This is a genomic window from Stenotrophomonas sp. TWI1151, assembly GCF_039673135.1.
In the GTDB taxonomy this organism is placed as follows: domain Bacteria; phylum Pseudomonadota; class Gammaproteobacteria; order Xanthomonadales; family Xanthomonadaceae; genus Stenotrophomonas.
The window spans coordinates 175,408-187,657 of the sequence record NZ_JBDJLA010000001.1 but is presented as its reverse complement, the minus strand read 5'-3'; the positions used below and the strand labels follow the sequence as shown (position 1 = coordinate 187,657).

General features: G+C 68.7%; 13 protein-coding genes. 9 read left to right on the top strand and 4 right to left on the bottom strand.

What is annotated here, in order from left to right; genetic code table 11:
• The first annotated feature begins 31 nt into the window (after positions 1 to 31).
• From ABE422_RS00810 to ABE422_RS00780, 7 genes are all read left to right on the top strand, one after another.
• Positions 32 to 820, top strand: a complete 789-nt coding sequence (locus tag ABE422_RS00810) for an enoyl-CoA hydratase-related protein (protein WP_313218210.1) — start codon at positions 32 to 34, stop codon at positions 818 to 820.
• A gap of 11 nt (positions 821 to 831) precedes the next feature.
• The gene (locus ABE422_RS00805; RefSeq protein ID WP_313212724.1) at positions 832 to 1,218 is read left to right on the top strand and encodes a VOC family protein; all 387 of its coding nucleotides are present in this window, start codon (positions 832 to 834) and stop codon (positions 1,216 to 1,218) included.
• A 168-nt stretch (positions 1,219 to 1,386) separates the two neighbouring features.
• Positions 1,387 to 2,280, top strand: coding sequence for a hydroxymethylglutaryl-CoA lyase (locus ABE422_RS00800; RefSeq protein WP_313212825.1), 894 nt, complete (start codon positions 1,387 to 1,389; stop codon positions 2,278 to 2,280).
• Positions 2,277 to 4,865, top strand: a complete 2,589-nt coding sequence (locus tag ABE422_RS00795) for an EAL domain-containing protein (RefSeq protein WP_346482258.1) — start codon at positions 2,277 to 2,279, stop codon at positions 4,863 to 4,865. The genes ABE422_RS00800 and ABE422_RS00795 overlap by 4 nt, the downstream gene beginning before the upstream one ends.
• A 52-nt stretch (positions 4,866 to 4,917) precedes the next feature.
• Positions 4,918 to 5,688, top strand: a complete 771-nt coding sequence (locus ABE422_RS00790; protein ID WP_102788428.1) for an SDR family NAD(P)-dependent oxidoreductase — start codon at positions 4,918 to 4,920, stop codon at positions 5,686 to 5,688.
• A 68-nt stretch (positions 5,689 to 5,756) separates the two neighbouring features.
• Positions 5,757 to 6,323, top strand: a complete 567-nt coding sequence (yeiP, locus tag ABE422_RS00785; protein ID WP_121036675.1) for an elongation factor P-like protein YeiP — start codon at positions 5,757 to 5,759, stop codon at positions 6,321 to 6,323.
• Positions 6,313 to 6,774 carry a hypothetical protein gene (locus ABE422_RS00780; protein WP_346465091.1) on the top strand — a complete coding sequence of 154 codons (462 nt, stop codon included), beginning with the start codon at positions 6,313 to 6,315 and terminating at the stop codon, positions 6,772 to 6,774. Before yeiP ends, ABE422_RS00780 begins: the two co-directional genes overlap by 11 nt.
• A gap of 60 nt (positions 6,775 to 6,834) precedes the next feature.
• Here the strand turns inward: ABE422_RS00780 and ABE422_RS00775 are convergent, their stop codons facing one another.
• A complete protein-coding gene (locus tag ABE422_RS00775) occupies positions 6,835 to 7,578 on the bottom strand; it encodes an MliC family protein (protein WP_346482257.1) in 744 nt (247 codons plus the stop codon).
• A gap of 103 nt (positions 7,579 to 7,681) precedes the next feature.
• Positions 7,682 to 8,077: a nuclear transport factor 2 family protein gene (locus ABE422_RS00770; protein WP_346482256.1), complete on the bottom strand. Its 396-nt coding sequence runs from the start codon at positions 8,075 to 8,077 to the stop codon at positions 7,682 to 7,684.
• 222 nt (positions 8,078 to 8,299) lie between these two features.
• Here ABE422_RS00770 and ABE422_RS00765 point away from each other — a divergent pair, with 222 nt between their 5' ends.
• Positions 8,300 to 9,049 (top strand): response regulator, encoded by a 750-nt coding sequence (locus tag ABE422_RS00765; protein ID WP_313212835.1) that lies wholly within the window; start codon positions 8,300 to 8,302, stop codon positions 9,047 to 9,049.
• Complete coding sequence (locus ABE422_RS00760; RefSeq protein WP_346482255.1) at positions 9,049 to 10,116, top strand: ATP-binding protein; 1,068 nt, start codon at positions 9,049 to 9,051, stop codon at positions 10,114 to 10,116. The genes ABE422_RS00765 and ABE422_RS00760 overlap by 1 nt, the downstream gene beginning before the upstream one ends.
• Here the strand turns inward: ABE422_RS00760 and ABE422_RS00755 are convergent.
• Positions 10,094 to 11,911 (bottom strand): DUF4105 domain-containing protein, encoded by a 1,818-nt coding sequence (locus tag ABE422_RS00755; protein WP_346482254.1) that lies wholly within the window; start codon positions 11,909 to 11,911, stop codon positions 10,094 to 10,096. The two genes, ABE422_RS00760 and ABE422_RS00755, sit on opposite strands and share 23 nt — an antisense overlap.
• Entirely contained in the window at positions 11,911 to 12,207 is a 297-nt protein-coding gene (locus ABE422_RS00750; RefSeq protein WP_272713931.1) for a DUF2388 domain-containing protein, read from the bottom strand. The genes ABE422_RS00755 and ABE422_RS00750 overlap by 1 nt, the downstream gene beginning before the upstream one ends.
• Positions 12,208 to 12,250: the final 43 nt, after the last annotated feature.

Here is a 12,250-nt window from a genome sequence, read left to right as displayed (position 1 = left end):
GATCTGTACATATACTGGAGCAAGCCGACCCATGAGTGATGCACTACGGATTGAACGCAGCGCCTCGGTGCTGACCCTGTGGCTGAACCGCCCGGCCCTGCACAACGCTTTCGACGCCTCGTTGATCGCCCAGCTGACGGCCGCCCTGGAGGCCGCCGGCCGCGACGACCACGTCCGGGCGGTGGTGCTGGCCGGCGAAGGCGCCTCGTTCTCGGCGGGCGCGGACATGCAGTGGATGCGTGGCATGGCCGCCGCCAGCGAGGAGGACAACCGCCAGGACTCCCTCGCCCTGGCCCGCCTGATGCGGACCCTGGATGAGCTGCCCAAGCCGACCATCGCCCGTGTCCAGGGCGCCGCCTTCGGTGGCGGGGTCGGCCTGGTGGCCTGCTGCGATATCGCCATCGCCAGCACCAGCGCCCGCTTCGGCCTGACCGAGAGCCGCCTGGGCCTGCTGCCCGCCGTGATCTCGCCCTATGTCATCGACGCGATCGGCCCACGCCAGTCGCGGCGCTGGTTCGCCACCGGCGAGCATTTCGACGCCGAGACCGCCCTGCGCATCGGCCTGGTCCACCAGCTGATCGAGCCTGAACGGATCGACGAGGCCGTCCAGCGCCAGCTCGGCCTGCTCGACAAGGCCGGTCCGGTGGCCGCTTCGTCTGCCAAGGCGCTGGTCCGACGGGTCGCACTGGGCCGCGACCGCGACGCCACCGACCGCGACAACGCCGCCCTGATCGCCCGCCTGCGGGTCTCGGCCGAAGGTCAGGAAGGCCTCGGCGCCTTCCTGGACAAGCGTGCCCCGCACTGGGTCACCCAGGACTGAGGAGACGTACCATGCTCGACCACGTTGGCATCCGCTGCGGCGATTTCGCGCGCAGCCTGTCGTTCTTCCAGCAGGCCCTGGCCCCGCTGGGCATCTCGGTGGTGATGCAGGTCTCGGCCGCGCAGACCGGCGACCATGACCATGCCGGCTTTGGCCGCAGCGGCAAGCCGGACTTCTGGATCGGCAACGCCCCGGGCGCCCATGGCGGCGTGCACGTCGCCTTCAGCGCGGGCAGCCGGGCCGATGTGGACGCTTTCCACCGCGCCGCACTGGCAGCCGGCGGCACGGACAACGGTGCCCCGGGCATCCGCGAGCATTACCACCCCCACTATTACGGGGCGTTCGTGCTCGACCCGGATGGCAACAACATCGAAGCGGTCTGCCACCTCCCGGGCTGACCGCCCATCGCCGGCGGGATGGCCGCTTTGTCGCCCATCCCGCGTATCCCCCTTTCGTGGCCCGCCGGGGAACGTGGGCCGCCTTTCGTCTGACAGGAATCTCCGTGATCTCTACCCCGCCCCGCCCCCTGCTGGTCGTCCGTCGCTCCGTTCGCGGAGGGCTGGCACATGGATGACTTCGTCCGCATCGTCGAGGTCGGCCCGCGTGACGGGCTGCAGAACGAAGCCCAGCCGGTGGCCACCGCCGACAAGATCGAACTGATCCGCCAGCTTTCGCTGACCGGCCTGCGCACCATCGAGGCGACCAGCTTCGTCAGCCCGCGCTGGGTGCCGCAACTGGCCGACGCCGCCGAGGTCTACACCGGCATCGAGCGCCGCCCGGGCATCGACTACCCGGTGCTGGTGCCCAACGAACAGGGTTACGACCGCGCACGCGCGGTGGGCGTGCAGGAGGTGGCGGTGTTCACTGCCGCCTCGGAAACCTTCAACCGCACCAACACCAATGCCGGCATCGACGAGTCGCTGGCGCGCTTCGCGCCCATCCTGGCGCGGGCCAAAGCCGACGGGGTCAAGGTGCGTGGCTATGTGTCCACCGTGCTCGGCTGCCCCTACCAGGGCGAGGTCGCGGTGAGCGAGGTGGTCCGTGTCGCGCGCGCGCTGCATGACATGGGCTGTTACGAAATCTCGCTCGGCGACACCATCGGCGTCGGCACGCCGCGCAAGGCACGCGCGATGCTCAACGCGGTCGCCAGCGAACTGCCGATGGCCGCGCTGGCCGTGCACTTCCATGACACCTATGGCCAGGCGCTGGCCAACATCGATGCCTGCCTGGAAGAAGGCGTGCGCGTGGTCGATTCGGCGGTGTCCGGTGCGGGTGGCTGCCCGTATGCCAAGGGCGCCAGCGGCAACGTCGCCAGCGAAGACGTGGTCTACATGCTGCATGGCATCGGCATGCGCACCGGCATCGATCTGCCGGCGCTGGCCGCCACCGGGCGCTGGCTGGCCGCACGGCTGGGGCGCGAGACCGGCAGCAAGACCGGCAGGGCGCTGGCGGCGACATGAAAAGTGGCGGCCCGCGCAAGGACGCTGCGGTGGGTGATCACCTCACCCCCCACGTCCACGCGCTGGCTGCCCTGGAACGCGCCCTGGCCCACTCGCCGGGCGACCTGCGCGGCCTGCTGGTGAAGGTCCAGCAGGCCCTGCAGGAAGCGATGGACGAGCGGCAGCTGGCCCTGCGTCGCTATGCCGCCTTGTTCGATGCCGTCCCCGACCCGGTCAGCATCCTCAGCGAACGCGGCGTGGTACTGGACCTCAACAAGGCGGGCGTGCGTGCCTATGGCCGCCCCCGCGAGGAGATCGTCGGCCAGCCGATCGAACTGTTGAACCCGGACCTGCCCGGCGACCACCTGGACCCGGTCTGGGAAGCCCTGCATCGGGGCGAGACCTACGTCATCGAAGTCACCAATATGCGCGGCGATGGCAGCCGCTTCCCGGTGGAGGTGCATTCGGCCGGCTTCGAGCACCAGGGCGAGCACTGCATCGTGGCGGTGGCGCGCGACCTGAGCAGCCGCTGGCAGGCCGAATCGCGTTACCGGCTGCTGATGGAATCCATCGACAAGGGCGTGATCCTGTTTGACCGCCAGTTGCGGGTGGTCTCGGCCAACCCGGCCGCGCACCGCATTCTGGGCACCGCCGGCAATGGCGGCAGCCTGCAGGCGATGCTGGCGCCGGAGGACTGGATCAGCGTGGACGAGCACGGCCACCCGCTCACCCGCGACCAATGGCCCGCCAGTGTCTCGCTGCAGACCGGGCGCATCGTGCGCAGCACCATCGTCGGCCTCTACCACCGCCCGCGCGGCCGGATGATCTGGATCTCCACCACCAACGTGCCGGTGTACGGCAACGGGCGCGATGCGCCGGACCACGTGTTCGGGCTGTTCAGCGACATCACCGAGCTCAAGCGCAACAACACCCTGTTCGACCGCGCGCAGTCGCTGGCGCACATCGGCGGCTGGGAGTGGGACCGCGGCCTGCAGCGCCTGTACCTCACCGACGAAGCGACCCGCATCCTTGGCCAGAACCTGCCGATGCACGACATGGCCGAGCTGCTGGAGTGCCTGCGCCTGGATGATCGCGCGCTGCTGCAGCAGGCGCTGCTGGAGGTGATCGACCGGCAGGTGTCCTTCGAACTGGAGCTGCAGGGCCAGCGCAGCGACGGCCACTCGTTCTGGGTGCGCATGATCGGCGAAGCCGAGGCCGGTGATGTCGATGCCGCCCGCATCGCTGGCACCGTGCAGGACATCACCGCGCGCAAGCAGGCCGAAGAGACGCTGCGCATCCAGGCGCGCACCGATCCGCTCACCGGCATCATGAACCGCGATGCGGTGCTCAATGACCTGGCCACACGCATGGCCAACCCCACCCATTGCCGGGTGGCCGTGCTGTACATCGATCTGGACCGCTTCAAGATCGTCAACGACCTGCTCGGCCACAACGCCGGCGATGAGCTGCTGATCGATGCCACCCGCCGCATCGCCACTGCGATCGGTACCGAGGGGCTGCTGGCCCGGTTCGGCGGCGATGAGTTCCTGGTGGTCTGCGATACCCGCGACCAGGCCGATCAGCCCGAGCGGCTGGCCGATGCGATCACCCGTGCGTTCAGCACCCCGTTCCGCTTCGGTGCCGACGAATTCCCGGTGACCACCAGCATCGGCATCGCGCGTGCGCCGCAGGATGGGCTGCGCCCGCAGCAGTTGATCCAGAACGCGGACATCGCCATGTACGACTGCAAGCGGCGCACACGCAATGGCTGGCAGGTGTTCTCGCCCGCGCTGGCGCAGCGCCAGCATGATCGGCTGCAGATCGAGAGCCGGCTGCACCGGGCGCTGGACGACGACGAGTTCCACCTGGTCTACCAGCCGCAGGTCAACCTGCACAGCGGCCAGCTGATCGCCGCCGAGGCGCTGATTCGTTGGCGCAACACGCAGCTGGGCGAACTGCGCCCGGACATCTTCATCGGCCATGCCGAGAGTACCGGCGACATCGTCCGGATCGGCCTGTGGGTGCTGCGCGAGGCCTGCCGACAGGTGCGCCAGTGGCAGGACGACGGGCTGGGCATCGTGCGGGTGGCGGTCAATGTGTCCTACCGGCAGTTCGTTGGCGAGGATCTGGCCCGGAACGTGCGCGCCGTACTGGACGAATTCCACCTGCCCGGCAGCGCACTGGAGCTGGAGTTCACCGAGCGGGTCTTGATCGAAGATGCCCCGGATACCCTGCGTACCTTCGCGCAGCTGCGCGAGATGGGTGTGCTGTTGACCATCGACGACTTCGGCGAAGGCTACAGCGCGCTGAACTATCTGCGCCGGCTGCCGATCCATGGCCTCAAGCTGAGCCAGCTGTTCGTGGAGGGCGTGCCGACCAACCGTTCGGACGTGGCGGTCTGCGAGGCCGTCTGCGGCATCGCGCGCAGCCTGGGCCTCGGGCTGGTCGCCGAGGGCATCGAATCGGAGGCCCAGCGCCAGTTCCTGACCACGCTGGGGGTCTCGGTCGGCCAGGGCTTCCTGTTCGCGCCGGGGCTGGCGGCGGACGAGTTCGCCCGGCGGCTGGCGCTGCGTGCCAAGGTCGCCGTGGGCAGTGCACAACGGTGATGGCGGCCGCTTCCGCTAGAATCGGCGGTTCTTGAACCAGCGGGATCGTGCAATGCAGCTGTCTTCTGTCCGCGCCGTCATCACCGGCGGTGTTTCCGGCCTTGGCCTGTCCGTGGCCCAGCACCTGGTCGCCCACGGCGCCAAGGTGGCCCTGTTCGATCTAAATGACGACAAGGGCGCGGCCGCCGTGGCCGCGCTTGGCGAGTCCAACGCGCGCTACTACAGCACCAATGTCAGCGACGAAGCCGCCGTGGCCGCGCAGATCGATGCCGCCTGCGACTTCCTGGGCGGGCTGAACACCGCGATCAACTGCGCCGGCATCCTGGGCGCGGGCCGCGTGCTTGGCAAGGAAGCGCCGATGCCGCTGGCCAACTTCCAGGGCACGGTGATGGTCAACCTGGTCGGCAGCTTCAACGTCGCCAAGGCCGCCGCCAACCGCATGCAGCACAACACCCCGGGCGAGGATGGCGAGCGCGGCGTGATCATCAACACCGCCAGCGTGGCGGCCTATGAAGGCCAGATCGGCCAGGCCGCCTATGCCGCCTCCAAGGGCGGCGTGGTCAGCATGACCCTGCCGATGGCCCGCGAACTGTCGCGGTTCGGCATCCGCGTGATGACCATCGCCCCGGGCATCTTCTGGACCCCGATGGTCGATGGCATGCCGCCGGCCGTGCAGGAATCGCTGGCCGCCTCCATCCCGTTCCCGCCGCGCCTGGGCAAGCCGGAAGATTTCGCCGGCCTGGTCGCCTATATCCTGGGCAACACCTATCTCAACGGCGAGACCATCCGCCTTGACGGCGCCGTGCGTCTGGCGCCGAAGTAAGCGAGCACGCAACCCGCTGGGTGCCCGGTTCCGGCACCCGCCACCTCCACGAACCGACCTTCATTCCCATGAAAGCCAGCGACATCAAGAAAGGCAACGTCGTCGAATTCAACAACGGCGTCTACCAGATCCGCGACATCGAACGCAGCTCCCCGCAGGGCCGCGGCGGCAATGTCCGTTTCCGTTTCATCATGTACAGCGTGCCGGGCGGCAACAAGCTCGATTCCAGCTTCGATGCCGACGACAACCTGCCGGAAGTCGAGCTGCTGCGCCGCCAGGCGACCTACTCGTACATGGATGGCGACGCCTTCGTCTTCCTGGATGACGAGGACTACACCCCGTACATGGTCGATGCGGATGTGCTCGGCGATGACGCCGGCTACATCACCGATGGCCTGACCGGCATCTACGTGCAGGTGATCGACGAAACCCCGGTGGGCGTGCAGTTGCCGACCAGCGTGGTGCTGGAAGTGGTCGAGACGCCGCCGGAGCTCAAGGGCGGCACCGCCACCAAGCGCCCGAAACCGGCCAAGCTCAGCACCGGCATCGAAATCATGGTGCCGGAGTACATCGCCAACGGCGAACGTGTGCTGGTCAACACCACCACCGGTGAATTCGCCGGCCGTGCCGACTAAACGGTCCGCACTGATCGTCCTGTTCCTGCTGCTCGCGGCGTGCTCGCCGCGGGCAGTGGAGCGTGAGACATTGGATACCCCGCGCGCACCTGCCCCGTTGGCTGATACCGCCAGCGGGGCGCGCTGCGACGTGCCAGCGGAGGTGTTCGTGGCCGAGGACATCCGCATGTACTGCGCGATGCCCGGCGATGTGCAGGCCTTCCTGGCGCGCGAAAGCGCCTGCCAGCACTTCGCTGGCGAAGAAGCGTACGACGAAGACCGTGCGCGCGAATTGGCGTACGCGATCCACGAGAGCTGCGACGACCGTGCCAGGCTCTTCAATCAGCTCCTGCACCGTCATGCCGACAACTGCCTGGTGCACACCGAGCTGATGCTGCTGGGCACCCGCAATGAACTGATCCTGGATGCCGACAGCCGGGCGCTGCCCAACCCCTGCCCGCGCGGCATGTGATGATTCACCGGACGCGCATGCGCGCATCCGGTGCCTTCAACGGGATCCGAGCTTGCTGGATCAGGGCTTGGCCGCCAACGATGGCGCGCCGGCAAAATCACCACAGCCGTGGTACTGACGCGCGCCGACCGTGAGCATGGCCGTGGCACCGAAGGCTTGGCCGCTCATGTCGTCCTGGCACACCGTGCGCTGGAAGGTCAGCTTGACCGGGGTGCCATCGGCGGCGGTACCGGACCAACCGTCACGGCCCTGCGTGGGGCTGGCAATCTCGAGCGTGCGCTCGCCGTAGTCCATCTCGATGTGCAGCGCCGGCGTGGCACCCGCCCCGACCTGGGCCAGCCAGCCGGGCTCATTGCCGGTCGCGCGGAACCCGCCTGCGGCATCGGCCTGCGCAGCCGCATTGGTGGTCGCATTGGCCGGCGGTGCTTCGCCGCCCTGTTCGCCGGTGCCGGTGCAGGTACGGTCCGGCTCGCCCTTCAGGATCAGGATCCCGTCGGTGGTGCCCTTGGTCCAGAATTCGTTGCCCTGCCCATCGCCATACTTCGCGCCCGACGCCGCCGGCTGCGAGGACATCGCGAAGGTGCGGTCATCGACCACCACCGTCGCCGAATCCTGTCCGCGGTAAGTGGCATGCACTTCATGCTCGCCACAGCGGAACGCATAGCTGCGCTCATCGGTGGTGGAGGCATCGCTCGGGGGCGGCGCTTCGCTGCCATTGGCGGCGGGGCTGCTCTGGCTGGCCGGTTGGCAGGCGGCGAGTGCGCCGGTAATGGCCAGGCTCAACAACCAGGGAGATGCGCGCATGAGGTACTCCTTGCGATAACGTCGACAACACTTGATCGTACCTGCCGCGCCGTGAGAACAGGTGAAGCGATACTGACCTCGCAGGCATCGCTGAACACGCGGTTCAGTGCGGACGCGGCGCCGCCGGCAGCATGCACAGCGAGAGCAGATGGACGCCCGGCGCGCCCGTGCAGCGCGCCCAGACCCGCAGCAGGCGCATCGCATGCAGCTGCCTGCCGTGCTCGCCATCGAGGTGGATGCGCAGCTCGCCGGTGACCAGCACCATCGCGCCGCAGGCCAGCTGCTCGGTCTGCTGCCGCTCGATCGCGGCGATGCGGATGCGCCGCGCGTTCCAGCCCGCCAGCAACGGGGAGGCATCCTGACGCTGGCCGTCGAGGTCGGTCAGGAACAGTGCCGGTGACAGCAGTGCGCTCAGCGGCTGCGGCTGCCACTGGATCAGCGCATCCCACAGCCGTGCCTCGGCCGCCTCGACGTGTGCCGGTTGCAGTACCGCGCTCATGTGCGCACCTGCCATCGTCGCTGCGGCACTTCGCTGTGCGCGCGCAGCGCCTGGATCACCGCCACCGGGGCGGCATGCCTGTTCTTGCTCTTCATCTGCAGCACAGCTGCCGGGATACCGGCCGAAATCACGATGGCGGCAGTCTGCGCGGCCTCGGTGGGGTTTCGATGGAGGAAGTGTGGAGATACGATGGAGCTCAAGCACCTTACGGCCCTGCCCTGCATGCCCGCCTCCGATTCACCCGGCGCCCCCACCGCGCGCTGGGATCATTCGCTCAACGCCCTGGTCCTGATCGTCGAGGACGAACCCGAGATCGCCGATATCGTCGCGGCCTACCTGGCCCGCGAGGGCCTGCGCACGCTGCGCGCGCAGGATGGCCTGAACGCCCTGGCCCTGCACCGCAGCGCACGGCCGGACCTGGTCCTGCTTGACGTGCAGATGCCGGGCATGGACGGCTGGACCGTGCTCAACACCCTGCGCCAGCGCGGCGATACGCCGGTGATCATGCTGACCGCGCTGGACCAGGACCTGGACAAGCTCACCGCCCTGCGGATGGGCGCGGACGACTACGTGGTCAAACCGTTCAACCCGGCGGAAGTGGCCGCACGGGTGCGTGCGGTACTGCGGCGCACCTTGAATGCGCCGCGCCAGAGCGCACCGGAGATCCTGCGCGTGGGCAGCCTGGTGATCGATCCGGAACACCACACGGTGCATGTCGAAGGCGATGGCTACAGTCACGAGCTCCTGCTCACCCTGACCGAATACAAGCTGCTGCACTGCATGGCGCTGGCGCCGATGCGCATCTTCAGCCGCAGCGAACTGATGCACGAGTGCCTGCCGGAAAGCGAAGCACTGGAGCGCACCGTGGACAGCCACGTCAGCAAGCTGCGCCGCAAACTCGATGATGTGGGCCTGGCCAATGTCCCGGCCAGCGTCCGCGGCGTCGGCTACCGGCTGGCGGCGGACCACTGATGCGCCGCTCGGGCCTGAGCCGGCACATCGTGCTGTCGATGTCGATGATGGTGCTGGCGGTCATCGTGATGGTGATCCTCAGCTCCTACCTGCTGTACGCGGTGCTGGTGGCCTTCTATCCCGGCGGCGTGGACGAGCCGGTCAGCTGGGTGCCCAGTGGCCCGGAACTGGTCTGGATGGTCGGCGTGACCCTGATCGGGTTGACGTTGGCGGTCGCCGCGTCCGTGCGCCTGTCCCAGCGCATCCTGACCCCGCTCAACGCGGTGGTGGACAGCATTGGCCGGCTGGCCGATGGCGATCTTGGCGCACGTGCGGCAGTGAGTGACCGCTCGCTCGGCGAAGTCGCGCTGCTGGTGGACGACTTCAACGCGATGGCGCGGCGGCTGCAGAACATCGAGGCCGACCGGGTGATGTGGCACGCGGCGATCGCGCATGAACTGCGCACGCCGGTCACCATCCTGCGCGGTCGGCTGCAGGGCCTGGCCGAAGGCGTGTTTGCGCCGGACGAAGGCCAGTTCCGCAGCCTGCTGGCGCAGGTCGAGGGGCTGTCGCGGCTGATCGAGGACCTGCGCGTGCTCAGCCTGGCCGACAGCGCGCGCCTGGATGTCTGCCGTGCCCGCAATGACGTAGTGCAGGAAGTGCACTCGGTGATGAGCCTGGTGGATCCGGGTTTCCGCAGCAGCGGCTTCGTGCTGGAACTGGAGACCTCCCGCGAGGAACATCCCGCGCATTGCGACCCGACCCGGGTACGCCAGGCACTGATGGCGCTGTTGGAAAATGCGCGCCGCTATGCAACGCCCGGCCGGGTCCGCATTGCCGTGCACGACACCGCCACCCATGTGCAGATCGCCATCGACGATGAAGGCCCCGGCATCGATGCGGCGCTGCGCGAGCAGATCTTCGATCCCTTCCTGCGCGGCGACGGCTCGCGCTCGCGTCAGCGGGGTGGCAGCGGGCTGGGGCTGGCGGTGGTCAAGGCAATCGCCGATGCGCATGGCGGCCACGTCGCCTGCGGCGCCAGCACCTTGGGCGGAGCGCGCTTCGTCATCGAGCTGCCCCGGCAGTAACACCGTCCTGCCGGGCCAGTTCGCGCATCCGCACACCCAGCCGGGCCAGATTGCGGTCGATCGTGGCCAGTTCGCGTTGCTGTGCCTGCGGCAGGCGGTGTTTGAGCTGCAGCTGCAACGCCTGCCAGGCCGGCACCCCCTGTGCGCTGAGCCGCGCCGCCGCCTCGCTGGCCTGCACCCGCTCGTCCGCCGAAGGCAGCCCGTAGCCGGCCCCCGTCACCAGTGCCGCCGGGCTGATCAGCTGGCCGGTGTCCTCCAGCAACGCGCGCAGCGCGTCGCGCGCCGCCGCATCGTCCCTGGCCGGATCGCCCAGCAGCCGTTTCAACACGTCGCGTGCGCGCAGCTCTTCGCGACGCAGGGCGGCCTGTTCCAGCAACAGCAGGGCGGCGGTGGCGCGCAGATCACCCTGCTCTACCCAGCGTGCACGCTCGCTGGCCCGCTGCCGCAACCACTCGCCGACCGATGTCGTGCCCAGCGGCAGCTGCTGGCGCGCCGCATCGAACAACTGCTGGTAGTGATCCTCGGCGGAGGCAAAGTAGTAGCCCTGTCGCGTCGCCTGCCCGCGATCGGCCAGCACGCTGGCGTCCGCCACGCCCTGGCGCGCCAGGCGGGTCAGCAGCCCGCGCGGCGTGAGCCGGTTCAACCCCGGCGACGCCAGCCGTGGCACGCCTTCCTGCAGCAGCTTGCCGGTCTCCACCGCGCAGTTGTTGCTGACGAACAGATAGCGCCCGTCATAGCTCCAGTGCACCTGCGCGACACGCTCCAGCAGGCTGGCGATGTCCGGCGGATCCAGTGCCAACGGGACTGAAGAGAGCCCCCGCAGTTCCACCTGGGTGTATTCGTTGATGACCTGGTTGAGTGGCAGCACGAACAGGCGCGAAGGATAGGCGCCGGTCAACCCCCGCCAACTGGAGATCTGTACATCGCCGACGAAGGCACGGTAGGACAGCACGCGGTGATGGGACAGATCCATCCGGCAGGCCGGCCCACGCGGCCGGCCGGGCGCGCAGATCACCAGGCGCAGCATGCTGTGGCCCCAGCGGCTCATCAGCTGGTCATTGCCTTCGGCAAGCAGGTAGTCCACCGCGTAGATCCGGGCCGGATCCAGCTCGAGCAGCGTCGCCGCGCCGACCTCCTCTTCGGCCTGCATCAACGGCAGGCGGCTGTCGCATCCCACGGCCTGGTCGTTCGGCCCGAGGTTCGCGGCAAACCACGCAGCGACGGCCGGCCGGCGGCAGGCGTAATCCGGATCGAGCAGGAGGTGCTCGGCGTTGACCGCCAGGAACTCGGCCGGTCGCGTGCGTTCGTAATCGTCCGGACTGCGCTCGCGGAAGGCGTTCGCCGTGCGACCCAGCTTCCACGGGCGTCTCTGCCAGCCGGCCAGATCGCGAAGACGTGCATCGCGCGACCAGCCACCCTGCGGCGAACGGTCCAGCACATGGGTCAATTCATGGATCAGCGCGGCTTCCAGCGGGCGTGGCAGCGGTTGATCGTCCTGCACGGCGTCCAGCAACGCGCGCTGCAGGGTGATCGTGCCGTTGCGGGCCCGGCCATGCACGTGCGCGGGCAGCGAGTCCGACCAGCGCACCTGCACCGGGTGCTGGAAACGTGCCTGCCACGGCGGCGGCAGGCGCGTGTGCACCTGCTTCAGGACACGCTCGGCGGCCACGATCTGCGCTGCGTTCAATCCCTGCGGCTGCAGCTCCAGCTGCAGGGCCGCCTGTGCGAAGGGCGCGGCAAGCCACGCGATCAGGACCGCCCAGCGCCAGCGGCGGACCTGACCAGAGGGCTGCATCAGCGGGCCAGCAGGGTCCTGGCCAGCGCCATGTCACTGGCCTGCTGCTGCGCGACACCCTGCTCGCGCAGGTGCAGCAGCGCCGCTTCCAGACGGGCGCCACGGATCGCACCGTCGCTGGCCACGAAGGCGGCAGCATCATCGCGCGCATCAAGCACGATCTTGTCATCGCCCGAGCTGGACGAACCGGCCGAGGACGCACCGGACGCGGAGCCGGCAGAGCTGCCGGCAAAACTGGAGGCCATCGCCGACAACGGCAGGGCGAGCACGGCAACAAGCAGGATCGGACGCATCATCGGAGTGTCGTTCGCGGTGGAAAACACAGAGCGTATAGGCTGC

What these genes read in the sequence shown, in the direction of transcription:
- ABE422_RS00810 (WP_313218210.1), top strand. Translation starts at nt 32, where the DNA reads ATGAGTGATGCACTACGGATTGAACGCAGCGCCTCGGTGCTGACCCTG.
- ABE422_RS00805 (WP_313212724.1), top strand. Translation starts at nt 832, where the DNA reads ATGCTCGACCACGTTGGCATCCGCTGCGGCGATTTCGCGCGCAGCCTG.
- ABE422_RS00800 (WP_313212825.1), top strand. Translation starts at nt 1,387, where the DNA reads ATGGATGACTTCGTCCGCATCGTCGAGGTCGGCCCGCGTGACGGGCTG.
- ABE422_RS00795 (WP_346482258.1), top strand. Translation starts at nt 2,277, where the DNA reads ATGAAAAGTGGCGGCCCGCGCAAGGACGCTGCGGTGGGTGATCACCTC.
- ABE422_RS00790 (WP_102788428.1), top strand. Translation starts at nt 4,918, where the DNA reads ATGCAGCTGTCTTCTGTCCGCGCCGTCATCACCGGCGGTGTTTCCGGC.
- yeiP (WP_121036675.1), top strand. Translation starts at nt 5,757, where the DNA reads ATGAAAGCCAGCGACATCAAGAAAGGCAACGTCGTCGAATTCAACAAC.
- ABE422_RS00775 (WP_346482257.1), bottom strand. Translation starts at nt 7,578, where the DNA reads ATGCGCGCATCTCCCTGGTTGTTGAGCCTGGCCATTACCGGCGCACTC.
- ABE422_RS00770 (WP_346482256.1), bottom strand. Translation starts at nt 8,077, where the DNA reads ATGAGCGCGGTACTGCAACCGGCACACGTCGAGGCGGCCGAGGCACGG.
- ABE422_RS00765 (WP_313212835.1), top strand. Translation starts at nt 8,300, where the DNA reads ATGCCCGCCTCCGATTCACCCGGCGCCCCCACCGCGCGCTGGGATCAT.
- ABE422_RS00760 (WP_346482255.1), top strand. Translation starts at nt 9,049, where the DNA reads ATGCGCCGCTCGGGCCTGAGCCGGCACATCGTGCTGTCGATGTCGATG.
- ABE422_RS00755 (WP_346482254.1), bottom strand. Translation starts at nt 11,911, where the DNA reads ATGCAGCCCTCTGGTCAGGTCCGCCGCTGGCGCTGGGCGGTCCTGATC.
- ABE422_RS00750 (WP_272713931.1), bottom strand. Translation starts at nt 12,207, where the DNA reads ATGATGCGTCCGATCCTGCTTGTTGCCGTGCTCGCCCTGCCGTTGTCG.